The organism is Paenibacillus sp. FSL L8-0494, assembly GCF_038003695.1.
In the GTDB taxonomy this organism is placed as follows: Bacteria; Bacillota; Bacilli; order Paenibacillales; family Paenibacillaceae; genus Paenibacillus_AQ; species Paenibacillus_AQ odorifer.
In genome coordinates this window covers 1,891,398-1,917,413 of the sequence record NZ_JBBOPQ010000001.1, presented here as the reverse complement: position 1 = coordinate 1,917,413, position 26,016 = coordinate 1,891,398, and the positions used below count along the sequence as shown (strand labels likewise).

The 26,016-nt window shown below is 45.5% G+C and carries 19 protein-coding genes and 1 other annotated feature; of the genes, 4 read left to right on the top strand and 15 right to left on the bottom strand.

The genetic code is table 11. From position 1 onward, the window contains the following. Positions 1-10 precede the first annotated feature (10 nt). From NYE35_RS08440 to NYE35_RS08430, 3 genes are all read right to left on the bottom strand, one after another. The gene (locus tag NYE35_RS08440; protein WP_036683529.1) at positions 11-511 is read right to left on the bottom strand and encodes an Lrp/AsnC family transcriptional regulator; all 501 of its coding nucleotides are present in this window, start codon (positions 509-511) and stop codon (positions 11-13) included. A 259-nt stretch (positions 512-770) separates the two neighbouring features. Next, the gene (locus NYE35_RS08435; protein ID WP_076126401.1) at positions 771-1,154 is read right to left on the bottom strand and encodes a spore coat protein; all 384 of its coding nucleotides are present in this window, start codon (positions 1,152-1,154) and stop codon (positions 771-773) included. Positions 1,155-1,184: 30 nt separating this feature from the next. Next, entirely contained in the window at positions 1,185-1,418 is a 234-nt protein-coding gene (locus NYE35_RS08430) for a spore coat protein (protein ID WP_036683535.1), read from the bottom strand. Between the two features lie 175 nt (positions 1,419-1,593). Here NYE35_RS08430 and NYE35_RS08425 point away from each other — a divergent pair, with 175 nt between their 5' ends. Further along, positions 1,594-2,844, top strand: coding sequence for an NAD(P)/FAD-dependent oxidoreductase (locus NYE35_RS08425; RefSeq protein WP_036683538.1), 1,251 nt, complete (start codon positions 1,594-1,596; stop codon positions 2,842-2,844). Positions 2,845-3,270: 426 nt separating this feature from the next. Here the strand turns inward: NYE35_RS08425 and NYE35_RS08420 are convergent, their stop codons facing one another. The 3 genes from NYE35_RS08420 to NYE35_RS08410 form a co-directional block, all read right to left on the bottom strand. Beyond that, positions 3,271-3,816, bottom strand: coding sequence for a hypothetical protein (locus NYE35_RS08420; RefSeq protein ID WP_051491295.1), 546 nt, complete (start codon positions 3,814-3,816; stop codon positions 3,271-3,273). A 211-nt stretch (positions 3,817-4,027) separates the two neighbouring features. Beyond that, entirely contained in the window at positions 4,028-4,447 is a 420-nt protein-coding gene (locus NYE35_RS08415) for a DUF350 domain-containing protein (protein ID WP_036683543.1), read from the bottom strand. A 31-nt stretch (positions 4,448-4,478) separates the two neighbouring features. Further along, the gene (locus NYE35_RS08410) at positions 4,479-6,845 is read right to left on the bottom strand and encodes an endonuclease MutS2 (protein WP_341120658.1); all 2,367 of its coding nucleotides are present in this window, start codon (positions 6,843-6,845) and stop codon (positions 4,479-4,481) included. Between the two features lie 152 nt (positions 6,846-6,997). On the opposite strand from NYE35_RS08410, the gene NYE35_RS08405 reads away from it, so the two are divergent. After that, on the top strand, positions 6,998-7,345 hold the full coding sequence (locus NYE35_RS08405) for a phage holin family protein (protein WP_036683548.1): 348 nt from the start codon (positions 6,998-7,000) through the stop codon (positions 7,343-7,345). A gap of 71 nt (positions 7,346-7,416) precedes the next feature. Here NYE35_RS08405 and NYE35_RS08400 read toward each other — a convergent pair whose 3' ends face one another. Next, positions 7,417-8,484 (bottom strand): GGDEF domain-containing protein, encoded by a 1,068-nt coding sequence (locus NYE35_RS08400; RefSeq protein WP_038569534.1) that lies wholly within the window; start codon positions 8,482-8,484, stop codon positions 7,417-7,419. Between the two features lie 315 nt (positions 8,485-8,799). Between NYE35_RS08400 and NYE35_RS08395 the strand changes: the two genes are divergently transcribed. Next, the gene (locus tag NYE35_RS08395) at positions 8,800-9,153 is read left to right on the top strand and encodes a cupredoxin domain-containing protein (RefSeq protein ID WP_235219496.1); all 354 of its coding nucleotides are present in this window, start codon (positions 8,800-8,802) and stop codon (positions 9,151-9,153) included. A 140-nt stretch (positions 9,154-9,293) separates the two neighbouring features. Here the strand turns inward: NYE35_RS08395 and NYE35_RS08390 are convergent, their stop codons facing one another. From NYE35_RS08390 to pheS, 3 genes are all read right to left on the bottom strand, one after another. Then, positions 9,294-11,384, bottom strand: a complete 2,091-nt coding sequence (locus NYE35_RS08390) for a hypothetical protein (protein WP_036683556.1) — start codon at positions 11,382-11,384, stop codon at positions 9,294-9,296. Between the two features lie 199 nt (positions 11,385-11,583). After that, the gene (gene pheT, locus NYE35_RS08385; RefSeq protein WP_341120656.1) at positions 11,584-14,028 is read right to left on the bottom strand and encodes a phenylalanine--tRNA ligase subunit beta; all 2,445 of its coding nucleotides are present in this window, start codon (positions 14,026-14,028) and stop codon (positions 11,584-11,586) included. A 182-nt stretch (positions 14,029-14,210) separates the two neighbouring features. Continuing rightward, positions 14,211-15,245: a phenylalanine--tRNA ligase subunit alpha gene (gene pheS / locus NYE35_RS08380; RefSeq protein ID WP_036683561.1), complete on the bottom strand. Its 1,035-nt coding sequence runs from the start codon at positions 15,243-15,245 to the stop codon at positions 14,211-14,213. Positions 15,246-15,305: 60 nt separating this feature from the next. Further along, positions 15,306-15,591 (bottom strand) — a binding site (T-box leader). Positions 15,592-16,179: 588 nt separating this feature from the next. Between pheS and NYE35_RS08375 the strand changes: the two genes are divergently transcribed. Beyond that, positions 16,180-17,793, top strand: a complete 1,614-nt coding sequence (locus tag NYE35_RS08375) for a sensor domain-containing diguanylate cyclase (protein ID WP_038569530.1) — start codon at positions 16,180-16,182, stop codon at positions 17,791-17,793. 62 nt (positions 17,794-17,855) lie between these two features. Here NYE35_RS08375 and pulA read toward each other — a convergent pair whose 3' ends face one another. The 5 genes from pulA to glcT form a co-directional block, all read right to left on the bottom strand. Continuing rightward, positions 17,856-20,243 (bottom strand): type I pullulanase, encoded by a 2,388-nt coding sequence (gene pulA / locus NYE35_RS08370; RefSeq protein WP_341120654.1) that lies wholly within the window; start codon positions 20,241-20,243, stop codon positions 17,856-17,858. A 380-nt stretch (positions 20,244-20,623) separates the two neighbouring features. Next, positions 20,624-22,336, bottom strand: a complete 1,713-nt coding sequence (ptsP, locus tag NYE35_RS08365; RefSeq protein WP_036683566.1) for a phosphoenolpyruvate--protein phosphotransferase — start codon at positions 22,334-22,336, stop codon at positions 20,624-20,626. After that, positions 22,329-22,604, bottom strand: coding sequence for an HPr family phosphocarrier protein (locus tag NYE35_RS08360; RefSeq protein WP_036683569.1), 276 nt, complete (start codon positions 22,602-22,604; stop codon positions 22,329-22,331). The genes ptsP and NYE35_RS08360 overlap by 8 nt, the downstream gene beginning before the upstream one ends. A 98-nt stretch (positions 22,605-22,702) precedes the next feature. Then, the gene (gene ptsG, locus NYE35_RS08355; protein ID WP_036683572.1) at positions 22,703-24,772 is read right to left on the bottom strand and encodes a glucose-specific PTS transporter subunit IIBC; all 2,070 of its coding nucleotides are present in this window, start codon (positions 24,770-24,772) and stop codon (positions 22,703-22,705) included. Between the two features lie 265 nt (positions 24,773-25,037). Then, positions 25,038-25,916, bottom strand: coding sequence for a glucose PTS transporter transcription antiterminator GlcT (gene glcT, locus NYE35_RS08350; protein WP_076126370.1), 879 nt, complete (start codon positions 25,914-25,916; stop codon positions 25,038-25,040). Positions 25,917-26,016 lie beyond the last annotated feature (100 nt).

Below are 26,016 nucleotides of genomic sequence, written 5' to 3'. Positions count from 1 at the left end.
ATTACTTCCTTTATGGAGAGATCATCAGACGGTTGTCTTCTTCATGCTCTTCGAAGATGATCCCGTCCTGTTTGTATTTTTTAAGGGTAAAATTCGTTTTGGTTGAAAGTACTGAATCGATTGGAGACAGCTTCTCAGATACGAAATTGGCTACTTCACGTAAATTCCGGCCTTCCACTTCCACCAGAAGATCATAAGCACCAGACATCAGATAAACTGATTTGACCTGTGGATACAGGTAGATTCGCTCGGCAATTCCTTCAAAACCACGCCCTCGTTCAGGCGTAATCTGCACCTCAATCAGTGCGGTTACCTTCTCATCGTCCACTTTATCCCAGTTTACAACGGCAGCATATTTTACAATGACATGATCTTTCTCCAACTGCTCAATTGCAGTCTTCACATCTTCTTCCTCCGCGCCAAGCAGCGTTGCCAAGAGTGCAGTAGATCTTCTCGCGTCTTCCTTAAGCAGTTCCAGCACTTTCCTCTTAAGCTCGTTCATTTCCTTCATGCCTTCCCTCCGGATAGTTCGCTAATGACGGTACGCTATTAATGCGTCGCCCCGCGAAAAGAGTTTAATACTAATATGACATGAAATGTGCATCTCTGCAAACAAAATAACCCTATAGGAGCTCCCATGAAAGGCTGAGTTTATATAGAGCATACTCACAAATATAGAAAAAACGCCCGTTCTACCGGATTTAACCAGTAAAAACGGGCGTTAGCTCCACACACATGAAGCGATTTGCTTCATTCGCCAACCATCATGGTTACATTAAATGAGAAGGCTGATGTTGTCCGTTAGCCGGAATATGAGCATTCTGAGCGTATGCGCCAAATTGCCCTGTTTTTTGTTGAACGAATTGCCCTGTTTGCTGTTGCATTTGCTGTGCGGTTTGAAGCTGCTTGTCCACATCTTGGCGCAATGCTTTTGCAGGTGCAGGATACATATTCAATTGAGACATATGCGTGTATAAATCACCTTGGAGTTGCAGTGTGTCCATGGTCATAGTATTAAAAACCCTACGAACCGCTGGACATGCTGATTCTGTAGCAGCTGTAGCATATTCGCGTACGGTCCGCTTCAAATCACACAAAATGGTGTTTAGTAAATCCTCATCCGGCATAAATGCTCCAGTATTTTGCGCGTTCATTAAATAACCTCCTTAGAATTAATATTGCAATTATTGTGGGCTTGTTGGCGCGTATTGTTGATGTTGTTGGATTAACTGAGTGAGCTCAGTCATGTGCTTGGTGTGATTTTGCATATGCTGCATACAAATTTGACGAACCTGTTGATTCTGTGTTGTCGCAGCCGTTGCTGCACATTGCTTAAGAAGCAAGTCCTCATTGGAGATGGAGTCAGCGATATATTCCAATTCTTTACCACTTAGCGCTTGCATTTGCGTTGATTGCATTTGTTGTAGTCCCTCCTTGTAGTTGATTCAAACAGGCATTAGTATGCCGCTTAAGCGCGCTATTTATTTGCCGAAAAGCACTAGAGAGTTATGACAGAAATAAGAACACGCTGCGAATGAGTCGATAAATTGCCGCCAATACTAATCACGGCACGAATGAAGGAGCGAACAATTCATGAATTTAAATAGTGGAAACACACCTTGGTCTAGCACTTTACAGAACCCTCCGACTTACCCCACTCTAGAAGGTACTATTCATTGTGATTGTCTGGTTGTAGGCGCGGGAATGGGTGGAGCAATGGCTTCCTATCGTTTGTCCTTAAGTGGAGCGGATGCTGTTCTGATTGAAAAAAAACGGGTCGGTAGCGGCAGCTCGCATGCTAACACAGGGCTCCTGCAAATTTCCAACGATAAATCATTAACCTCATGTATGAACACTTTTGGGCAAAAGAACGGTTTGCTCTTTTATCAGTTATGCCAAGCTGGGGTTAGGAACATTCTGGACCTGCCGGACAAGCTCGATATCGATCCACAGATCATTCCACGCAGCAGTCTTTTATATGCCAGCACATCAGAGGATGTACCTGCATTGCGGGAAGAATATGAGAATCTCGCAGCTAACGGTTTCGATTCTGAATTCTGGGATGAGGAAAAGATTGCAGCTCTATACTCTTTTTCAAAACCAGCAGGACTTTATTCACGTGGGGATGCCGAAGCGAATCCTTATCGAACGGTGCACAGCTTAATCGCCAAGGCAGCGTCGAATGGTGTACGCGTCTTTGAACAGAGCGAAGCGAAACATTATGAGTTTACTAAGGATGGCGTGATTTGCCACACAGAAAATGGCCGGATTATTGCCAAGGATGTTATTTTTGCAATGGGTTATGAAACACAAGAGTTCAAAAAAGACCGGGGCGCTGAGCTGATCAACACGTATGCAGTGATGACCAAACCTTTAAAGGATCTTCCAAAATGGCATGAGCGTAGCCTGCTGTGGGAGACAGCCCGCCCTTATTTATATTTTCGGACAACTCCTGAAGGCAGGATTATTGCGGGAGGCAAGGATGAGCAGCTGACAGACCCTGAACGTCGTGAGGTCCGGGTAATCTCTCAAGGTCAAAAATTGCTTGAGGAGCTTGAGGCCTTATTTCCAGAAATCAAAGGCATTGAGCTGGAGTACTCCTGGGGTGCTGTGTTCGGTTCTACTCGTGATGGACTCCCATATATCGGCCCCCATCCAAAGTTCCCTCACTGTTATTTCATCGAGGGCTACGGAGGCAATGGGACTGTGTACAGTATGATCGCTGCGGAGTTGTTAACGGATACGATTGCCGGCAAACATCGGCCTGAGTTAGATTTATTCTCACTCACCCGGTCAGCCAAACCCTCTCCTTCTAAGAATTTGGACGTGATGAAACAAAGCTGATTAGCATAGAAAATAAAAAAGGGACCCTCCCACGTAGCCGCTCACGGCTTTTGGGACAATCCTGCTTTTAATTGCCTGCTTTAATCGTAAATCCATCATTCCATGAGCTTGCGGACTCAATTGACGTTATTTACATGTTTTTAGCCTTTAAAACAAGGTTTCGGACTCCAGTGATACTATCCTTGGAAAGAGGCCCATATTTAGGCGTTTTTCAGACCAATAGCTGCACTGGAGTCCGATAGCATTCCAAATATCGAATAATGTGGCGCTTAAGGTCGGCTGTGTCCGTTTGCGGGTTACTATGCGCATCCGTCAGTGATTACATATACGCACGCTTTCGACAACGGTCAAGTAAGGTCCAAAAAAAGGAGCACGCCCCAGCAGCTATAAGCTTATGGGACAGCCCCTTTTTTTATATGCTTAACCTTACGCCTGAGCGTTGCTCAAATTGCGTACGAGCTGAATACGATCTTCCTGTGCCAGACTGTGCTGAACATGGAAGCATGAAGGACACACGTAAACATTGAGTGAGAATGGAGCGGTTAATACCGATTTACCTAATGTTGCTGGAGCAGACGGCTCAAAGCTGCTCACAGGCTGCTTACCCGCAAGGATCGTAAGCTCATGGCATTGAGTACATTCCGGAGCCTCCTCCTGAATGGCTAGAATAGCTGAAACACTCTCTTCGTACTTGTTCAAATCATAATCATCGCCGAATTGATTAAGCGTATTATAAATTGGAACTACGCTGTCTTTATCAGGCTCTCCCCAAAGATCATCGTCATTAACAACCTCTTGTTTGGGTTCTTCTACGACTTCCTCTACTTCTTCTTCTTCGATGCCGTCAATCCCAACAGTGACCGTGCGGTATCCGCTAAGCTCATTGTTACAGTGAGGACAATTCTCCTCAGGTCCAAATTCCTCATCCCATACAATTTCAGTATGACACCAAGGGCATACAGTTGTTTCCATCTTTTTAATCTCCTTCATACTTTCACTTTTAAATTTAATTCATCATTAAATAAATAATACCGGCTGCTATAAAAGCAATCGCTGACAGAAACAGAACTCGGGTGAGAATCTTCATGATTTCCTCCTAAGATACCCCACAAAGAGTGGGACTGCTCATTTCAAAGCTTGTCCAGATCATAATCCTTTGCAGGGTGTCCTTATAAGGACGGATTTAAAAAATAGCCGCACCAATTACATAAGACAACGATACCGAGATCAGCATGGCAATAAGTCCAACAGCACGGTTATCCGCAGCGATCTCCTCGTCAATAGAGAATACAGGGGTCAGAAATTCAAATAAAAAATAGGCAAGCAGCAGCAGCAAAAAACCGACGACGGACCACTTCATGGTCTCATAAATTGAAACACCAGCTTCAATGCTGAAACGCAGTACGTTGCAAATCCCGAAGATTTTACCACCTGTGGCCATTGCCACTGCCAGGTTTCCCTTACGTATTTCTTCCCAGCAATTATATTTCGTTACCATTTCAAAAAAAGACAGAAATACAACTAGCCCAAGAATCGCCACTGCGAAGTAGCCAAGCAAGGCACCTAGCGGATGACCCAGCAAAAGATCAATATCTTCTTGCACGCTTTCCCCTTCTTTCTGCCGGGAAATCCCGCTATTGCAGCTCAGCCACAGTTACGCCCGCGCCGCCTTCGTTATAATTCCCGAGCCGATAACTCTTCACATGCTTGTGCTTACGCAAATATTCCTGAATTCCTGTGCGCAGCACACCCGTTCCTTTACCATGAATGATGGCGATTTGGCCCAGATTACCTAAAAAGGCTTCATCGATAAAACGATCTGTCTCCATGATAGCTTCCTCCAGGTTAGTGCCGCGCAAATCCAGTTCACTGCGAATGTTCTCATCACGGGAACGTTTGACGGTTGTCGCATGGCGAAGGGCCGTTGGCGCAGCTGTTGCCTTCGAGGAGAGCAATTCCAAATCATCCAGCCTTACCTTCATCTTCATAATGCCAAACTGCACCAGCGCCTCTTTAGTACCGCTTAGCTCCACCACAAAGCCCTTTTGGTTCAAGCTGTCGACTTTCACTTCATCTCCAGGACCAATTGTCCGTGGGGCCTTGGCAGTCTTGCGGGTAGCAGCCTTCTTGCGCGGTGATGGCTCAGCTTCATCCAGACGTCGCCGCGCTTCAATCAGCTTATGCTCTTTAACTGAAGCTCCTTCTTCCATAGCCAAGCGGCGCAAATCACTGATAATTTCCTCAGCTTCCTTACGCGCTTTGTCCAGGATCGCGCTGGCGTCCTTCTCTGCCTTCTCGAGGCGTTTCTCGCGCTGGCTTTCCAGCTTCTCAAGCTCTTGCTGTTGTCTGCTGCGCAGCTCCTCCACTTCACGGCGGATGCCCTCTGCACGTTCATGCTCCTGTTCCGCTCCCAGCCGATTCTCTTCGAGAGAAGCAATCATATGCTCCACGCGCAGATCTTCTTCCTTCACTTCACCGCGGGCATGCTCCAGAATCTCATGAGGCAGGCCTAGACGCTCAGCAATCGCAAAAGCGTTGCTTCGTCCCGGTACGCCGATCAACAAGCGATAGGTTGGGCTAAGGGTCTGGACATCAAATTCCATACTGGCATTGATGACTCCCTTACGCTCATAAGCGTAAGCTTTCAATTCGCTATAATGTGTTGTTGCGACCATCCGGCATTCGATCCGGTGAATATGCTCCAGAATGGCAATTGCCAGCGCAGAGCCTTCTGCCGGGTCGGTTCCAGCACCCACTTCATCAAGCAGAATAAGGCTCTTAGGAGTCATTCTACGCAGAATGGAGATAATATTAGTCATATGACTAGAGAAGGTACTCAGACTTTGCTCAATGCTCTGTTCATCGCCAATATCAGCATAAATGGCATCAAATACACACATCTGGCTGCCTTCCTCTGCTGGAATAAACAAGCCGGACATCGACATTAAGCTTAACAAGCCGATGGTTTTGAGGGTAACGGTCTTACCACCGGTATTCGGTCCGGTTACGATAATTGAGCTGTATTGATTGCCCAGCTCCACGTCCAGAGGAACCACATGCTCCGCTGGAATAAGCGGATGCCGCCCTTTGCGCAGCTTAAGATAACCGCGGTCATTCATACGCGGCTGAGTAGCCTTCATATCACGAGCAAGACGCGCCTTGGAGAAGATGAAGTCCAGTTCTCCCAGAATATCAATATCGTAGGTCATTTCTTCCGCAATGTCGGCTACAAGTGCCGTCAGCCTGTGTAAAATGATCTCGATTTCCTGTTCCTCACGCAGCCGTGTTTCACGAAGTTTATTATTCATCGCCACAATAGACTCTGGCTCGATAAATAAAGTCGCTCCTGATCCAGACTGATCATGTACGATACCGCCGAAATGGGCACGGTACTCCGCTTTTACAGGAATAACAAACCGATCACCACGAATGGTTACCAGCTGATCCTGCAGCATTTTTGCTACAGAAGACGAACGAATCATCGAATCCAGCTTCTCACGAATTCTGGTCTCTCCTCCGCGCAATTCACGGCGAATGTTAGCCAGCTCAGAACTAGCTGTATCAAGTACATCAGCATTCTCGTCTATACATAAGCGGATGGCATCTTCCACATGTTTTTGCTCCGATAAAACGTCGCTCAGTGAGAACAGGAGCTCAATCTTTTCTTCCTCATGCATAGCTGCCAGGAAACGTTTGACTCTGCGTGCGCCGCCAATGGTATTTCCAACGGCCAGCAGCTCAGTTGTTCCCAGCATTCCGCCTATAGACGCACGTTTTAGTGCAGCTCGAATATCGCTTACCCCGCCGAACGAAGGAATACCCTTCAGGCGGTCCACATTAGCCGCTTCATCCGTGGCTTGAAGCAGCTTCTTCACGCCTTCGAAATCGCCGGAGGGTCTTAGCTGCTCAGCAGCCAATCTCCCCATGGGGGTTTGCGTATATTGCATTAATTTATTTAAAATCTTGCGATATTCAAGCGTATGCAAAATTTTGTCGTCCAATTACAGTCACAGCTCCCTTCATAGATGTTTCCATTATACAGAATTCAGGTCAATTTCGCTATTTGGGTCTTATTTTTAAGCATAGAATCACGTAATAAGGTCACAATAAGAACTGCACATATCCTTAGCATGGGCCAAAGGAGGTTAGTACAGTGAATTTCTTAAGTCATGTTGGTCGTTTTGTGGTCGCAGCGCTTGTTCTGATGGTTGTTGGCTGGATTGTTCCACAGTTCACGGTTGGTGGGTTCTGGAGCGCTCTAATCCTTGCACTGGTGATTGCGCTACTCGGCTGGGTAGTCGAAGGAATCTTCGGCAAAAAAGCAACGCCTTTCGGTCGCGGTATCGTCGGCTTTATTGTCAGTGCGGTAGTTATCTGGGTCGCTCAATTCGTAGTCAGCGGAGTCAGCGTATCCATTCTGGGTGCCATTTTAGCAGCTCTGGTCATTGGGATTATCGACTTGTTCCTGCCGGTATCCACTCCATTTGAGGCCGCTAAGTAACAAAAGCTCTTCACAACACAGAACCCCTTATTCCCGGTTCTTCTCCGGCAATAAGGGGTTCTGTGTTGTTTTTATGCAAAAGACACAATCTCCTCTTTATGACTTTCAGCACAGTTGACCACTCTGTTCTTGCCTTGCTTTTTAGCGGTATAAAGCGCCTTGTCTGTTTTACGGAAGAGAAGCTCTTTCCCATCCCCAAGCTGATAATCACAAATTCCAATGCTAACGGTGATCGGCTTGTTCCCAGCCTGCAAATGTTCAATTTGAGCAATATTTTTCCGTAATTTTTCTACTGCTTCATAGGACTCCGAGAAACTTTTATCTGTAAAAATCACAGCGAACTCTTCCCCGCCATACCTAGCCGCAAAATCATTTAATTCAATCATACCGCCTACCTTGTCCGCTATCACCTTAAGCACAAGGTCTCCAACCCTGTGTCCGTAGGTATCATTCACTTGCTTGAAGTTATCAATATCGAAAAGAGCCAGCTGCAGTTGAAGGTTGTTGCTTTCACATTGCTCCAATAATGAATCCAAATATTCATGAAAGGTTTTATGATTATAGAGTCCAGTAAGTGCGTCAATCTTCAGCAGCTTATCCGAAATAGCCCTCTCCACCATTAGATCTTGGCCCGCCTTCGTTAATCTCTCTAAATTTATACGCGCTTCACGAGCACGAATAATTACTGCAATAGCCATCAGCACAAATACCAAAAATACACACTCTACCATCAAGAATTCAAGCAGCGGTTTATGTAGGAATGGCCGTTCCAACCCAAAATATACCCCAGCATAAAACACAATACTAAATAACCCCATTATGTACAGGAGCTTACGATCAAAATAAATAAGAGCAACCATAATCGGCATCATAAGTGTCATCTGAGCACCGTCAACAAAAGGCTCTAATACAAAATACATAAGGTAGGACACTAAAAAACCACAGCTAACCACCCCATATTTAGGGGACTGTTTACTATAACGCAGCCACAGCTCCGCAGTAATCATAAGGACCACAATTAGTAAATTACAGGCTATAAATAAATGCCACAGGTTCGTGTCCATTGTTGTTTTTATTTGGAGTCGGTCAATATTCGACAAAAACAGCAACTGTGAGATTAATAAAAGAATGACTACCATCCAATAGCCTTTTAAGATTCTACGGTGCCAAACCTCCGTACTTAGCGCATCGTTAATACTTGTAATATGTATCCCCTACTTTTAGACGTTAATGTAATAGCTTTCATTATAATAAATTTTAGTTATATTTTCATCATTTTTTTGCAATTTACGACAAAGTTTGAACAGTCTGCCTGTTCACAGATTTTTCACATTTAATCAAAGCGCTTTCTTAAATTTTAAGTTATGATGTCTACATAATTGTCACATTTTCACTATGCTTGGACTTCTTGGGAGGGGATTTAGATCATTAAAAAATTTGCAATTCTACTTTCAATGGTGTTCGTTATAGCACTTACAGCCTGTGGGAACAGCAATGATAGTGCTGCTGGCAATGCTAACACATCGGAGCCGGAGATCGAGGCAGAAACAGAACTCATAATTACAGCTACGAATTACAGCTTTGATCAGGAAGAATATCATCTAAAAAAGGGTGTGCCCGTCAAAATCATTTTTAAAAATGATGACGGCAATCACGGTATCCTTATTCCTGAGTTCGAGCTGCAGCTTAATGAAAAAAAATCCTCAAAGGTGATCGTACCAGAGGAAGCTGGAACTTTCGAAATGACCTGTTCCATTATGTGTGGCTCCGGACATAGCGGAATGAGAGCTACTATCATCGTGGAATAGATTACACATAAACAGCCGATTATTAGGGATTCTCCCTGATATCGGCTGTTTTTTTTTAATCTGAGCTCATTAATAAAGAGTGCTGACCCGAAATAGATCTCTCTACTCATCAGGTCAGCCCTCTTACTTGCATCCGGCATTCAACTGTCCTGCTCGATCAGTTGAATCCATTCATTATATTCATTTTGCAGCTTGGCATATTCCTCTTTAAGGTTACGATGCTCGTCCGAAAGCTTGTCAAGCTCTTCCTGACGCATTTCAAACTGGACCTGCAACAAACGAAGCTGTCCTTGAACCATTTCATAGCTTTCACCAACTTCACCTAACTGCTGAAGCACCTCGCTACGTTCACGATCAATAGCTTCCTGCTTCATCTCAGCCTCGCCGGCTTCCTGCTGCCAAATGTCGATCTCCTCGCGCAGCTTCGCTTCGAGATCCGTCCACTGCAGCTGCCGATCGGATAGCTCCTCGTACTTGTGCTTCCAAGAAGCTCCGTACGCCTCTGCTTCCTTCAGCACTTCCTGTTGCTCAGCAACAGTAGCAGCGGCTTCACGACTAGCTTCAGACAGCTCTTCTAAGCGTCGTGTTGCCTCTTCTCCTTCTTCCTGCAGCAGTTGATATCTTTCCTGCAGGCGTTCTCCTTCTTGCAGTACATCATCGTATTGAGCAATCAATTCCTCATAACGCACACGAAGCGCAGACAGCTCCTTCTGAACCTGCACACCTTGCTCCCGAAGTGCCGCTGTTTCGCGTTCTGCATCTGTACGAAGCTGAACCTCCTGATCCAGCTGCTGTACTAATCCATCGGCTTGCCCACGTAGCGTGTCGATCTCTTTCTGAAGCAACACGGATTTCTCCTCAGACTCCAGCAGATTCATTTCCAGTTCACCAATATCTTCCATACGTTTATCCGAAAGCTCCTGCCAGTTAGCCGCCTCTGCTGCTGATCCCGCAAGTTCTTCCTGAACACGGTGCAGATTCTCACTCGTCTCCTGTAGAGACGCTCTTAGCTCTGTCGCTTCATTCTGTGACTGTTGATAACGCTGGCGTAACTCTTCCAGCTCCTCATTCAACAGTGTGCCCAGCTCAGTAGCCGTGCGCAGCTCTTCACTGAGCTGTTCTTCACGTTTAACAATCGCTTCATATTGTCCAAGCAGCGTCTGTCTTGCATCTCGCTCACTCTTAAGACTGGCTTCAGCCGCCCGTAATCTGGACTGAAGTTGCCCGGTCCCACCACGAAGCTCCGCCAGCTGTTTCTCCAGCTCTTGAATGCTTTGCTTATGTCTATGCTCTTGAGTGCCTTGTGACTGCCGCAGTTCCTTATTCTTGGTTTGCTCCCGCTGCAGTGCTTCACGTTCTTCCGCCAGCTCTTTGCCCAACTTCGCTTTGGTACTCTCAAGCTCTTTACCTAAGGTCAACTTGGTATCCTCAAGCTCCTTACCCAGCGTCAATCTGGTATCTTCGAGTTCTTTACCTAATGTAGACTTGGTAACCTCAAGCTCTTCCTCCAGTGTTGACTTGGTCTCGGTCAGCTCAAGCTGCAGAGCAGACAGCGTGTCTGTCTTCTCCTTGGTCAGCGTCTCTCGGATGTTCTCCAGCTCTTGCAGATGAGCAGCCTTCTGCTCCTCCAGCTGCTGCAAGCGGATGGCTTCCGCCTTCGCCAGTTCCTGCCGCTGTTGTTCACGACTAGCTGCCCGCTCTTCTTCGTAGCTTGTCCGCAGTTCTTGCAGCTCTATCTCGCGCTCAAGCAATTCTTCTTCCAGCTTCTTGCGTGCAACTTCCACAGCTTGCACTGCCTCCTGAAGCTGCTCCGCATGTACCTTGCGTTCATTCTCCTGAATCTCCAAATGCCGCTTACGTTCTTCCTCAGCAGCAGCAATCAGTCGCCCAGCCTCTTCTTTGGCCGCAGCTTCAAGTCGCTCAATTTCTTCTTGCCGCTCCCGCTGTACCTCCAGCAGGCGAGATACTTCCAATCGCAGTTCACTGCGTTCACCTGTCATCATGTTTAGTTCATTTTTGAAGTCCTGAACCTGAATAGCCTGCTCCGCCATATGTACAGCTGCAAGCACCGCTATACGCGGTGTGTCCAGTCTGGTGTGTGATTTAGAAATCGTGCGCATATGTTCATCAACATAACGGGCCACTTGTTTCATATATTCAGTACTGCTTCCGACGAGTTTATAGGAAGTTCCGTATATCTCCACGGCGACACGTGTCCGGTCCATAGCCACAGTTGTGCCCTCCTTTGTATGTGTGCGGATTCTAAGCTAGTTTCACTTCTTCTATTGTAGCTTTTTTGGTAAGCATTTGGCAAAATCCCTAATATTCAATAGATTATGGCTGATATTCTCCGCTTTGCACTCTACCTAGAAAAAACCGCAGCGAATCTCAGTTTCTAAATGGATTCGCTGCGGCTTTACACAATTCCTGCTACTTTCTTAATTCTGCACCAAAAGTTTGTTGAAGAGATGCTAATACCTTCTCATGCACCTCTCCTACTTCTTCATCAGTCAATGTATGTTCACTATGACGATACAGCAGTGAGATCGCGATGCTCTTCTTTCCACTCTCCAGCTTACCGCCAGTGTACACGTCAAATACCTGTACGGACTGGAGCAAAGTACCTCCGTTATCACGGATGGAAGCCAGCAGATCGCCCGCTGGTACAGCGGAATCCACGACCACAGCAATATCCCGTTCCATTCCCGGGAAACGCGGAAGCTCATTATATTGCAAACGGCTTTGCGCACTTTCATATAACGGCTGCAATAAAATTTCTGCCGCATAAGTATCCACCAGATCCAGCTGTCTTTGCAGATCCGGATGAATCTGTCCCATCGTTCCGATCTTCACATGGCCCTCGTTCCCGAGTAAATATACCGATGCGGAACGCCCAGGATGAAATCCTTCTGGACTGTCTCCCACATAGACGATTTTATCAGTCAGCCCTAAATGAGCAAATACCGTTTCCAGCGCACCCTTCAAATCAAAGAAGTCCACAGGTTGTGCCGAAACATTCCATTGCTTCACTGTTAAGCTTCCGCTAAGCAACAGCCCCAGCACTGGCAGTTCGCGTGGTTGGCGAGTCAGCTGTTCTTCATCCGTGAAGAAGACGTTGCCGATTTCAAACAATGCCAAGTCGCTTTGACGACGATTGGTATTGTAGCTGGCAATATCCAATAGTTGCGGAAGAAGGCTGGTACGCAGTACGCTGCGTTCTTCACTCATCGGCATAGCCAGCTTCACCGCTACTGCTCCTTCTGATAACGCAGGGAACATTGTGCTTTGTTGCGGCTGGATGAAGGAGTAACCCATCACCTCTTGGTAACCGCCATGTGACAATAAGCGGCGCAGTTCACGACGGAGCGCTTGCTTGTGAGTTAGTGCTCCTGGCGTTGTAATTCCTTCAATTAGAGTCGTTGGAATATTGTCATATCCGTACAGGCGGGCAATTTCTTCAATAAGATCAACATCATAGCTGATATCGCCACGTCTGGTTGGGACTTGAACTTCAATCAGCCCTTGTGCGGTATCTCCGCATTTGAAGTGTAGACGGCCAAACAATGTCTTCACTTCCAGCAAGGACAAATCCGTTCCCAGATAACGATTCAGTTTCTCTAAGGACAAGGTGAGAACCTTCTCTTGAACAGCGTCAGTTCCTGCTTGCACGATGCCTTCATGGACCGATCCGCCAGCATAACGTGCAATCAGCACTGCTGCACGGTTCAATGCAGGAATAACTGCACTTGGATCCACTTCCTTCTCGAAACGAAGGGAGGCTTCAGAGCGAAGTCCCAATTGACGCGAGGTTTTACGAATCGTACCACCATCAAACTTAGCAGATTCCAGAACAAGGTTTACCGTCTCAGCAGTAACCTCTGTATCCCGTCCACCCATTACTCCGGCCAGACCTACAGCTTTAACTCCATCAGCGATAACGAGCATTTGCGGCTCTAGCTTACGCTCTTGACCGTCAAGTGTAACCAAAACTTCACCTTCATGGGCAAGACGAACGCCGAGTTCTCCACCTTGCACTTTATCTGCATCAAAAGCATGCAGCGGCTGTCCATATTCCAGCATCACGTAATTGGTAATGTCCACGATATTATTAATTGGACGAACCCCAGCAGCCATCAGACGATTCTGAATCCACAGCGGTGATGGTGCAGGTTTAACACCTGCAATATAACGAACTGCATAATGGCTGCAGTATTCTTCATCTTCAATCTTGACGGAAATGGAATCCGCAGCAGGACCACTGATCTCAATAATTTCGCTTTTTGGATCAGGCAATTTAACTTCACGCCCAAGAATCGCACTTACTTCATAAGCAGCACCAATCATACTGAGGCAATCCGAACGGTTCGGAGTCAGATCGAATTCCAGAATCTCGTCATCTAAGCCGAGGACCTTGGAAATATCCTGACCAATCTCTGTCCCTTCAGGCAGCACAAGAATACCTTCTTGTTGCTCTTTTGGAAGCAATTTATCATTCAGTCCCAATTCTTTGGCCGAGCAGATCATCCCTTGCGATAGGACGCCGCGCAGCTTGGCTTTTTTGATATCCAGTCCTGGCAGCTTAGCACCGACCAGTGCTACAGGTACAGTTTGACCTGCAGCTACATTTTTTGCGCCGCAGACGATTTGTAGATCCTCATCTTGGCCCGCATCCACGATACATACGTTCAGCTTGTCGGCATCAGGATGTTTTTCCTTTGATTTCACATAGCCGGTTACGATGCCGGAAATGCCTTTATTGCGGCGCTCTACGCCGTCAATCTCAATGCCGGCAGCGGTAATCTTCTCCGCTAGCTGTTCGGCGGTTACTCCTTCAATCGATGTATAATCAGCCAACCATCCGGTTGATACTTTCATATCCGCTCACTTCCTTTATGTTTCAGATGTATTTATTTCACTGTCGTTCGTGCTGCTTCCTGTGGGAGAACGGATGAAGTGCACTCAATTTCAGCTACACACTATTAAGGACGGTCCCTACAAGGAAATCAGATGCTCCAAAACCCATTCTCCAGCCACTATCAGCCAGCGCACCACAATAACTAAACGCCCTTGAACTGCTTCACAAAACTCATATCATTACTATAGAAATGACGGATGTCATCGATGCCGTATTTAAGCATTGCAATCCGCTCTACACCCATTCCGAAGGCGAAGCCGCTGTATTCAGCAGGATCATAGCCACCCATTTTCAGTACATTCGGGTGTACCATACCTGCGCCAAGGATTTCTAACCATCCACTTTGCTTGCATAGTCTGCAGCCATCGCCACCACATTTGAAGCAGCTTACGTCTACTTCAACACTTGGCTCCGTGAATGGGAAAAAGCTCGGACGAAGACGAATGCCTGTATTCGGTCCAAACATCTCCTGCACAAATTGTTGCAGGGTGCCCTTCAGATCACTCATTCGAATGTTACTTCCAATGACCAAACCTTCGATTTGGTGGAACTGGAAGGAATGCGTTGCATCATCATCATCACGGCGGAATACTTTACCCGGACAGATGATTTTAACAGGAGCTTCACCGTTCATAGCCTGCATAGTACGAATCTGTACTGGCGAGGTTTGAGTGCGCATTAGCAGGTCATCTGTTAAATAGAAAGAATCCTGCATATCACGTGCCGGGTGATTCTTAGGCAGATTTAGAGCTTCAAAGTTATAATAATCGGTCTCCACTTCCGGACCTTCAGCTACACGGTAGCCCATGCCGGTAAAAATATCCTCAATCTCCTGTACGACTCTGCTAAGCGGGTGAATGCCCCCTTGCTGTAAACGGCGACCCGGTAAGGTTACGTCTACTTTTTCAGCCTGCAAACGTTGCTGGGTTTCCTGCTCTTGAAAAGCCTCCTGCTTCGCGCCGATAATCTCCTCAATAGCACTGCGAACCTGATTCGCCACTTGCCCGATTACCGGACGCTCCTCAGCACTAAGTCCTCCCATACCGCGCAGAACCTCTGTAAGCTCACCTTTTTTACCGAGATACTTCACTCTTAAATCATTTAGTACCTGCGGATCCATAACCTCCTGCAGCTTAGCCAGCGCTTCAACCTTCAATGCTTCCAACTTCTCTTTCATGGCCGTGTACAGCCCCCTTCAATCATTGTCTAGTTCAACAAAAAAAGGCCTTTCCTCCCGGTAAGGGACGAAAAGACCGTGGTACCACCCTTGTTAGACAAGCTGATCTGTTCCCCTTAAGAGCTTCATTCCCTCTTTTGGCTGGACAGATACCTATCTCACTTTATACAGAAATAACGGTCTGTGACCGGTATCCCCTACCCTTCCCTATTAGACAGCTTAAGGAATTCAGGGAACTGCTCCGGAGTGAACTTCGACAGCTCTGCTTCTTAGAAACGCTCTCAATCCGCGGCGTCTCCTCCCTGTAAGTCAGGCACTGTGTACTCTTCTCCATCACTGCATTTCACAATTCATGCTAATTGTCAGGTATCTCTTACTACAAGAGATATGTCTCTTTATTATATGCAAAATCTGTCGTTTTGACAAGCTGGATTGGCATCGGGGCGGGCAGGCGTGATTTTTGGAATGATGCCTGCGAACAAAGCCGCACGACTTCACCCCATTCACGCACTGCGTAACGAATAATGAATGATTAGCTTTCCTGTAGTCATTATGACTAAGGGCAGTTTTTTTCAGCAGCTGTAAGCCGTATCATTTATGGTCGAGTGGGGTAATAGGATCCATCGGTTTGAATATAGATAATTCAATAGGCCCATACATTAAACTTTAAATTTTGTCTTTTGGATTATTATGAGTAAAGATTGCTCTATAAGCAGCACGTCCTATATACTTGATATACTAGAAACTACCATTTACTCACACGTACACTTTCCTATGTTTTCCCACTATGTATACAACACCTCTTTTATTCCCAAAAGCACCTTCAAACATCAGTGACTGAGTTAAATTACGCCTGACCATAGATTGACTTCTGCAGGTTCTACTTAAGCAGCAATAGATTTACTTAATCATCTTATACAGGGAGAAGATGACTGTGGCAGGGTTCTTCGAATTCAAGGTAACACGCAAACTATTCTATGTCTTCGCTGCAATCTCCGTCCTTCTGGTCGGGATCAGCGTGTCCTCGCTACTCTATTTAAATCACACTATTAATAGATTGTCAGATTCTCTTTATGATGATATATATCAGAACTCTAAGCTCATACTAAGCGCCGATCGTGATCTGCATCAAGCTGCTGTAGCCTTGCAAATCGCAATGGGTCCAAACCTAACAGCCGCAGAAGGTGAACAGTTCACTAAGGAGTTTATAGATAATAATCTTCAAGCGCAGGAACGAATAAGTCTAGCAAGAGCAAATATCAACGCTATAAAAAAACCTTACAGTGATATGAAACAAAGTGTAATTATCCTTTCCGAATTAAAAAACGAGCTGCACTCCTTCGAAACTACCATTGTCATGTGGAAAAATTCAGGGCATACGCTAATAACGGAACGGACGAAGAGTAGCTGGAATCCGGATTCATATTCTGCGCTCACCCTAAACTCGCAATTCAATGAAGCTAGAGCACATCTCGATCAAGCAGAGGACTTGATTGGCAACTACGCCTTGCAAGTAACGGACGGTTTTAAGGATAAAAAAAGCGCTTTGTTCTCCCTATATTCGCTCCTCTTACTTGTGTTTCTCCTGGTCATTATTTACCTTGGACGCAAAATCATCTGGCTCCAGAATGAAATGCTGGAAGAACAAACACTTTATCAGCTAATCGGTGAAACCATGTCTGATTTCATTATTTTGACGGATCCTAACGGGTTGATTCTATACGCTTCCCCCTCACACTCCAGTATTCTAGGCTATGTGCCTAAAAAAGGAGATCCGTTATCCAACTACATACGTGAACCGGAGATTGCCTGGGCTAAATTAAAGAGCGTGGTTCAGGGAACCCCGCGCATTTCAGAACTGCGCATGCGCGGAGCAGAAGGCCAATGGGTATGGCTTGAAACTAAGGTGTCACCTGTTCTCGGCAGCCGTAAATTCCCAGCACAATTCATGCTGTTATCTCGAGAAATTACCCAGCGAAAACAATACGAAGAACGACTACATAAGCTAGCCTTCTATGATCATTTAACAGCGATTCCCAACAGGGCTCATTTCAAAATGTATATGGAGAACCTTATCACACAACCCGAAGAACGGAAGCAAAAAATTGCACTGGCCCTGCTGGATTGTGACAGATTCAAGCAGCTAAATGATACCTTAGGCCATCTGGCTGGAGACGAATTTCTTCAGCTGCTCTCCCGTGAACTTCAGCATACAGTCAAAGGAATAGGTCAGGCCTTCCGGATCGGCGGAGATGAATTCGCAGTTGTACTGCATCGATTCACTTCTCCAGAGATGCTTGATGAAACGCTGCAGCGGTTACTTAAACTGTTCAATAAGTCTTGGTCTGTTGATAACGGGTCCAGCTTCCACACCTCCGCGAGTATCGGAGTAGCTTTATTTCCTGAACATGGAAGCAGTATCAATGAACTGCTGCGTGCCGCCGATTTGGCGATGTACCGCTCCAAAGACCATGGTGGCAATAAAGCCAATCTTTACTATGAGCTTGTGGACGAAGAGTTTGCTGACCAGACCATTGTAAAACCATAAAACCAAATAAAAAGCTGTCTCAGGATACAATCAACCCTGAAACAGCTTTTTTTGTATTGCCACTAACTGCTTAACCGAAGATGATCCTCTGAAATTCCATCAATCTCCTGATCACGATCCCGAACTAAGACCTTGGTTAACTCTCCATTCGTAGAACAATCAATGAAGCGGTCTCCGTCTCCATCTTTTTCTTCCCAATCATTAAGCCGCAAAATATATCCGATGGATTGGGTATCTGGCAGCACTTCGATGCGGGCTACTGCACGCCCGTTCTCCATATATCGGAAATCGCATTGTCCATCCTGGATTCCTGTATCCCAAACCCAAAGATTCCAGCCTTGGTAATTCTGATCAGGGCGTTCATAGTGTATTTCGATGATTTTAGAGCGTGGGGCTGGCTCACCACATTCATCATAAAGGACCATCATCGACAACCCTTCCACCTCTACCTCATTGCCTTCGATCCTGCGGAGGGCTTCTGTACCTGCATGGGTATGGTCTACTACTATACTCCACCCGTTAGAAATCTCAGGAAGAGCCACCGTCATTCGATCATTATTAGCATTGAAGATAACGGTTATATTGTTCCAAAGATCGCCTCCTGCATGGCCTCTAAGCAGATACGATACTATTCCGCCATCACATCGCAGAAATTCCAACGAACGTTCAATTTCCTGGCGGCCATGCAGACGAAATGCCGGATGTGTACGCCGCAGCTCGATCAGGCCTTTATAATATTGAAATACGGGCTTAAATACGCTTTTCATATTCCAGCGGATCGAGTTGATCGCGTCACCGCTGCGGTAGCTGTTATGATCTCCAAATTTACTGCGCAGGAGCTCATCTCCAGCATGCAGGAAAGGTATCCCTTGCGATGTCAGAATAATTCCGTTAGCAAGCAAGGAACGACGTACAGTTTCATTACCGAGAATGTTCTCCGGATCTACATTCACGTATGGATTGGCAAGGGCCACTGCATCTTCCAGATCCTCGTTATCCATGTTGGCGATTACCGGAAAATCAGCTTTCTGGCTCCCCCCTTGAACGATAAGCAACTTATCCCATAAATTCAAATTATCATGGGCAGTTACATAGTTCACAGATTCCACAGGCGAGTCCGTAAACTCATGAATTGCTCCTTTAATTCCGGCTGCAATAGCACCTTCTTTGCCGTATTCGCCTGTCACGAACCCTCTTCCGAAGCCATCACTATCCCCTTTGATCGCTGAACGAAAGTTATCGTTGAAGACAGCATAACCCTTGCCCCGTTGTACACCTTTTAGCGTTTTAGTGGCCAGCGGAGAATCTCCACCCGTCCAAGGTTCACCGTAAAGCAACAGATTCGGATTCACTTCTAGACGGAGCTCTTCCGTAATCTCCCGCATGGTAACACTGTCCATCAGACCCATCAGATCAAACCGGAAACCATCGATATGATATTCCGCAGCCCAATAAGATAGGGAGTCTTTAATAAATTTACGGACCATCGGACGTTCTGTAGCCAGCTCATTGCCAACCCCGGAGCCATTCGACAAACGTCCCATAAAATCGCGGCGATAGAAATAATCTGGGACAAGCGGCTCAAAAGGTCCATTCTCCACAGCATAAGTGTGGTTGTAAACGACATCCATAATTACCGCGATCCCGCGGCTGTGCAAGGCCTGCACCATCTCTTTAAATTCACGGATCCGCAAGCCAGGATTGGCAGGATCGGTGCTGTAAGATCCTTCAGGTACATTATAATGCTGGGGATCATACCCCCAATTGTAGTCCACATTAGCTATGGAGGAACCCCGATTAACCACCTTCAGCTCATCCACGGTCTGAAAATCAAATACCGGCATCAGATGAACATGGGTAATCCCTAATTCAGCCAGATGATCAATCCCCACTGTATTTCCTGCCGGATCCTTTAATCCAAATTCGGTAAATGCTTTGAATTTACCCTTATAATACATACCAGAGCTCTCATGTGAGGAAAAGTCACGAACATGCAGTTCATAAATCACTGCGTCGGCAGGATGCTGTAACGGAGGCGCTACATCCTGATCCCAATGTTCTGGATTCGTATCCTGCAAATTAACGATTGCCGATCTTAAACCATTAGCTGATACGGCTGTTGCATAAGGATCTACTGCTTCTGTCACATTACCATCTGCAAAAACAGCACGGTACATATAATATTTCCCTTTTAGATCACCTGATAACTTGGTCTGCCAGACTCCGCCATTACTACGCTGCATATATACAATCCGACCACTGTCCACAACACTCTTATGTGACTCAGCATTCAGTCGATAACCACCTGTTTCGTACAGGACAAGGGACACAGCAAGAGCCGTAGGTGCCCAGACTTTAAAGACACTGTACTCCGTTGAATACGTCAAGCCTAAATCCTTACCCTCATAGACTTCCATCATCAATTCTGCATTTATATAATTTTTACTCATGAATTAACACCATCCTATGGCTCCCCACCTAACCTGTAGGGTTGCTTATAAGTCCATATATTACCAATTCATTACATATTAATACTTGCACAGCGCTGCAAGTCGGCAAATGGAGTATAAACTTTCTATGGATCCTTACTATTATATGTACGACATATTTATAGGTTTGGGTTCCTTATCGACTTTATGCTCATTACTAATACTATCGGTATAGACATCTGCGCAATAAAGAAAATAAACAGTGAACAGGAAATGAGGTCGAATTATAGAAAATTATAAGTTAAAAAACATAAAAAAGCCGACCTCCAGCCATCGGAAGTCGGCAATAGTAGTTGGAAAAACAGTAGAACGCTAAAACGGATTAATGCATGCGTAAAAAGTTACTTAGCGATACTTTGAACAAGTGCAGCTACTTCTTCAGCCGTGCCAAGCTGCAAAGCTTTTGCAGCCAAATCCTTCATGTCGGCAGCCGACAATTTAGAAATTTGACTGCGCGCTGGCAGAATGGAAGTTGCACTCATGCTGAATTCGTCAAGACCAAGACCCAGTAGCAGCGGAATAGCTGTTGCGTCACCAGCCATTTCACCACACATCCCTGTCCATTTACCTTCTGCATGGGCTGCATCAATTACATTTTTGACCAAACGCAGGATGGCTGGATTGTAAGGCTGATACAGGTAAGATACCTGTTCATTCATACGGTCAGCAGCCATTGTATATTGAATAAGATCATTCGTACCGATACTGAAGAAATCAACTTCCTTAGCAAACTGGTCAGCCAGTACAGCAGTTGATGGAATCTCAACCATTATGCCGAGCTGAATGTTGTCTGATACTTCCTTACCTTCTTCCCGAAGCTTAGCTTTCTCTTCGAGCAAAAGATCACGCGCAGCACGGAATTCACCAAGCGTAGCTATCATAGGGAACATAATGCGAAGATCCCCGTGAACACTTGCTCTTAGTAATGCGCGTAGTTGAGTACGGAAAATATCCTGACGATCCAAGCACAGACGGATCGCACGGAAACCAAGGAAAGGATTCATTTCCTTCGGAAGGTCCAGATAAGGCAGCTCTTTATCGCCACCGATATCCAGGGTACGTACGACTACCGGCTTACCCTTCATGTTCTCAAGTACAGTACGGTAGGCGTTATATTGGATTTCCTCAGAAGGCAGCTTATCGCGACCCATGTAAAGGAACTCAGTGCGGTACAGACCTACACCTTCGCCACCATTCTCAATTACACCATTCACATCATTTGGTGTACCAATATTGGCAGCTAGCTCAACATGTTTACCGTCTGCTGATACTGTTGGTTCGTCGCGAAGTTTCTTCCATTCTGCGATTTGCAAGTCGTAAGCTTCCTGCTTGCGAGTGTACTCTGCCACTTCAGCTTCGCTAGGATTGATCAGAACGTCCCCATTCAGACCATCGACAATCACCAAATCGCCAGAATTCACTTCGGACAGAACCGTTTTAGTTCCAACAACCGCTGGAATTTCCAAAGAACGTGCCATAATCGCAGAGTGGGAAGTCCGTCCACCAATGTTCGTTGTGAAGCCTTTAACGAACTTACGATTAAGCTGTGCTGTATCCGATGGTGTTAGATCTTGAGCAATCACGATTACTTCTTCACTGATTTCTGCAGGACTTACATAATGAATGCCCAGCAGGTGGTTCAGCAAACGCTTGGTAACATCACGCATGTCAGCTGCACGTTCCTGCAGATAGGCACTCTTCATATTTTCGAACATTTCAATAAATTGTGTAGCCACTTCGTTTAGCGCATAGTCCGCGTTAACCGATTCCTCACGGATTTTATCAATTACGGGATTGATCAGCTCTGGGTCATCAAGAATAAGCAGATGTGATTCGAAAATCTCAGCCTTTTTCTCTCCCAGCTCTGCCAAAGTACGCTCTTTAATCGTTTGCAGCTCCACTCTTGATTTGGCGAGTGCATCATTCAACTTAGCGACTTCTGCTTCAGTATCACTGATACCTGTCTTCGTAATCGTATAATCCGGATGTTTCAGGATAAAAGCACGGGCTACTGCAATCCCTGCTGAAGCCGCGATTCCTGAAATCTTATTCATGGATTTCCCCTAGCCCTTCTTTAATCATTACTTCTTGAAGAGCGTTCAAAGCTTCTGCTTCTTCGCTTCCTTCAGTAATCAAAGACAAAGTATCTCCAGCTTCAAGACCCAATGACAATACGCCAAGAATGGATTTCAAAGTTACTTTTTTACCTTTAGCTTCTGCAAATGCTTCTGTACCTTTGAATTTTGTTGCTGTATTTACCAAGGCAGTTGCTGGACGTGCGTGAATTCCATCTTCATCGACAATTCTGAATGTTTTTTGCATAATATTATCCAACTCGCTTTCTGTTATTAGAGTATTTTAAATTTATAGTGAAAGCTTCGCTTCCTTGTATGAACAAGGAAGCATCGGCCCTTGCACTTTTACTGAATCGTAATGATGTCTTGGTCTCCTATAGAAACCTTACCCGGCTTCTTCAATGTTACAGAAGAGCCTTCTGGTAAATTCGAGAAAATAACAGGTGAGATTACAGAAGGTGCATGTGCTTTTACATACTCTAAATCCACTTCCATAATCGGTTGCCCAGCCGCTACAAGATCGCCTTCTTCAACTAATACCGTGAAGCCTTGACCTTTAAGCTTAACCGTATTAACCCCAATATGAACGAGCACTTCCTTGCCTCCGTCAGACATAATACCGATGGCATGTTTGCTCGGGAACACGTTAAATACCTTACCGTAAACCGGTGAAGCAATCTTCCCATCTTCGGATAGGAACGCGAAGCCATCGCCCGTCATTTTTTGGGAGAATACTGGATCTGGCACCTCTGTGATATCCAACAATTCACCGTTTACTGGAGATACGATATCTTCCTTGATAATCGCTTCACCAGCTTCACCTGCCTGTTGTTCTTCTTCTGGCTCTGGAGTAACCACTACTGGAGCTGCTGAAGCCGCAGGTGTCTTTCCGTTAATCACATCTTGAATCTGCGATTTAATCGTATCTGAACGTGTGCCAAAAATCGCTTGAACGTTATTACCCACTTCCAGCACACCTGATGCACCAAGTTTCTTAAGACGGTTCTTGTCTACGCCTGCCTTATCTTTAACTTCAACACGAAGGCGGGTAATACAAGCATCTAGATGAGTGATGTTTTCTTTACCACCTAGAGCGGACAAAATGTTCCGCGGTAGATCATCACCGGCTCTGGAGACAGACTCCGTATTCACTTCTTCTTCTTCATTCGTATCTTCTTCACGACCCGGTGTCATAAGATTGAATTTCCGAATTACAAACCGGAAGCCGAAGTAATAAATTAAGGCAAGGGCCAGACCTACCGGAATAACCAGCCACCAAGCTGTACGGTTCGGGATAATACCGAAGAGCACAAAATCGATAAAACCACCCGAGAATGTCATCCCGATTTTAACATCAAGAATATGCATAGTCATAAAGGACAGACCTGCAAACACAGCATGTACAGCGAACAGCAATGGAGCCACGAATAGGAACGAGAATTCGAGCGGCTCAGTAATCCCTGTCAAGAACGATGTCAATGCCGCGGAAATCATCAAACTTCCGACGATCTTTTTATTCTGTGGTTTAGCTTCATGATAGATAGCCAAAGCCGCTGCTGGAAGACCAAACATCATGAATGGATATTTACCCGTAGTAAATGTCCCTGCTGTGAAGTCTACTCCATCGCGAAGCTGCTGCATGAAGATCCGTTGGTCACCACGTACCAATTCTCCAGCTTTATCAACGTAGGTACCAAATTCATACCAGAATGGAGAGTAGAAAATGTGATGCAGTCCAAAAGGAATGAGCGAACGTTCGATCGTTCCGAAGATAAACGCTGCAAGCGTTTTGTTCGTATCAATCATACTTTGTGACACATAGTTCAGACCATGTTGAATAGGTGGCCATACTATTGTCAGTAACAAGCCCAAGATTAGAGCTGTTACCGCCGTCATAATCGGTACGAAACGTTTACCTGCGAAGAAACCTAGGTAAGAAGGAAGCTCAATTTTGAAGAATCGCTTGTACATGGCCGAAGCCAATATACCGACGAGTATACCTCCAAACACCCCTGTTTGCAGTGTTGGAATCCCTAATACGCTGGCATACGAGAAGTCGCCTTGGCTTAGAACGTAATCATTAACACCAATAACTGTACCCATCGTAATGTTCATTACGAGGAAACCGATAATGGCAGCTAGACCCGCAACACCTTCACCCCCGGCTAAACCTATCGCAACCCCCACCGCGAAGAGTAAGGCTAGATTATCAAATACAATTTGTCCTGAATTCATCAATACGTTGGCAACAGCCTGAACAACATGGTTCTCCAGTGCTGGAACATATTGCAGGAAGTCTGGGTTTACCAGCATGTTTCCTATTCCAAGAAGCAAACCTGCCGCAGGCAGAATAGCTACTGGAAGCATCAGAGCTTTACCAACTCTTTGTAAAACACCAAACAACTTTTTAAACATTTAGGTTACTCCTTTCATTAATTTCACTAAAACAGATGCCAAAAAAGGCATGAGCAACACAGTATAGAAGTTGTAATCTAACGCTATCGTTAGATTGCCCCAAGAAGGGGGTTAACAACCAAAATACTGTAATTCACTCATGCCTGATCGAATCAGTTACACGCTCGATATTCTGTTTTGTTGATGACAGTGAACATTGTAGCATCGTTTTTTTTAAGTAGCAAGCGTTTTTTTTGAAACCATGATTTGTTACAACTTTTGCACTTTAAGGAGCTTCACCATTCTTGTCCATATCTTGTTCGTCCACTTTTTTCTGGGCAATACGCTGCAGGTGAATCGTCAAATAACTTACCTCAGCTTGATACACGGGAATTCGCACACGCTGTTCGATAATTTTTGTTAATTTCCAAGCCAACGAATACATCTCAGGATACTCCCGTTTCATGAGTCCATCCAGGGTTGAGGTCTCTTGTACCGCCTCTCCACGGCGTAATCTTTCTAGAACAAATCGCAGATGGGTTACCAGTCTTGAGTAATCAAGTGAATCCCGTGGGATTCGATAGTCCAGATAATTCTCGACTAACCCAACCAGCTCTCCAATCAAGAGAGAATGTTGTCTAACCTCGGAAATTTGCCTATTACTAAGTGCGCTGACAATATGAAGAGCCACAAAACCTATCTCATCCACCGGCAATTCCACGCCCATAGCCTCATTGATCCGTCCAATCGCATATTCTGCCATCTTATATTCCTCAGGATAAATCTCCTTAGTTTCATACAAAAATGGATTATGAATTGGGATATCTTGTTCAAAACGACGGATAGCAAAAGAAATATGGTCGGTAAGTGCAATGTGAATATGCTCATTAAGCGGCTGACGGCTACAATGCATAATATGTAATACTATTTCTTGAACGACCTCAATCAACTTCTCATCCACTTGGGGAAGAAGCTGTTTATATTGTTCCTGCTCCTCCTGGCTACGAAGAATAAACATCTTCTCCACAGAGGATAGATTAATCTGATCACGCAGCTTGCGGTTAAACCCTATCCCTTTACCGATAACTACAACCTCAGAATATTGAGGATGCTGGGCAATGATAACGTTGTTATTTAACACCTTCGCCACTGTTATGCTACTCATTTTTGACACCTCTTTTATTTCTAAACACCTAACTTCCAGCAGCATTCGCAATAAGAAATCGTACGATAAATACAAGCTTTGCTACCATCATAACACCAAG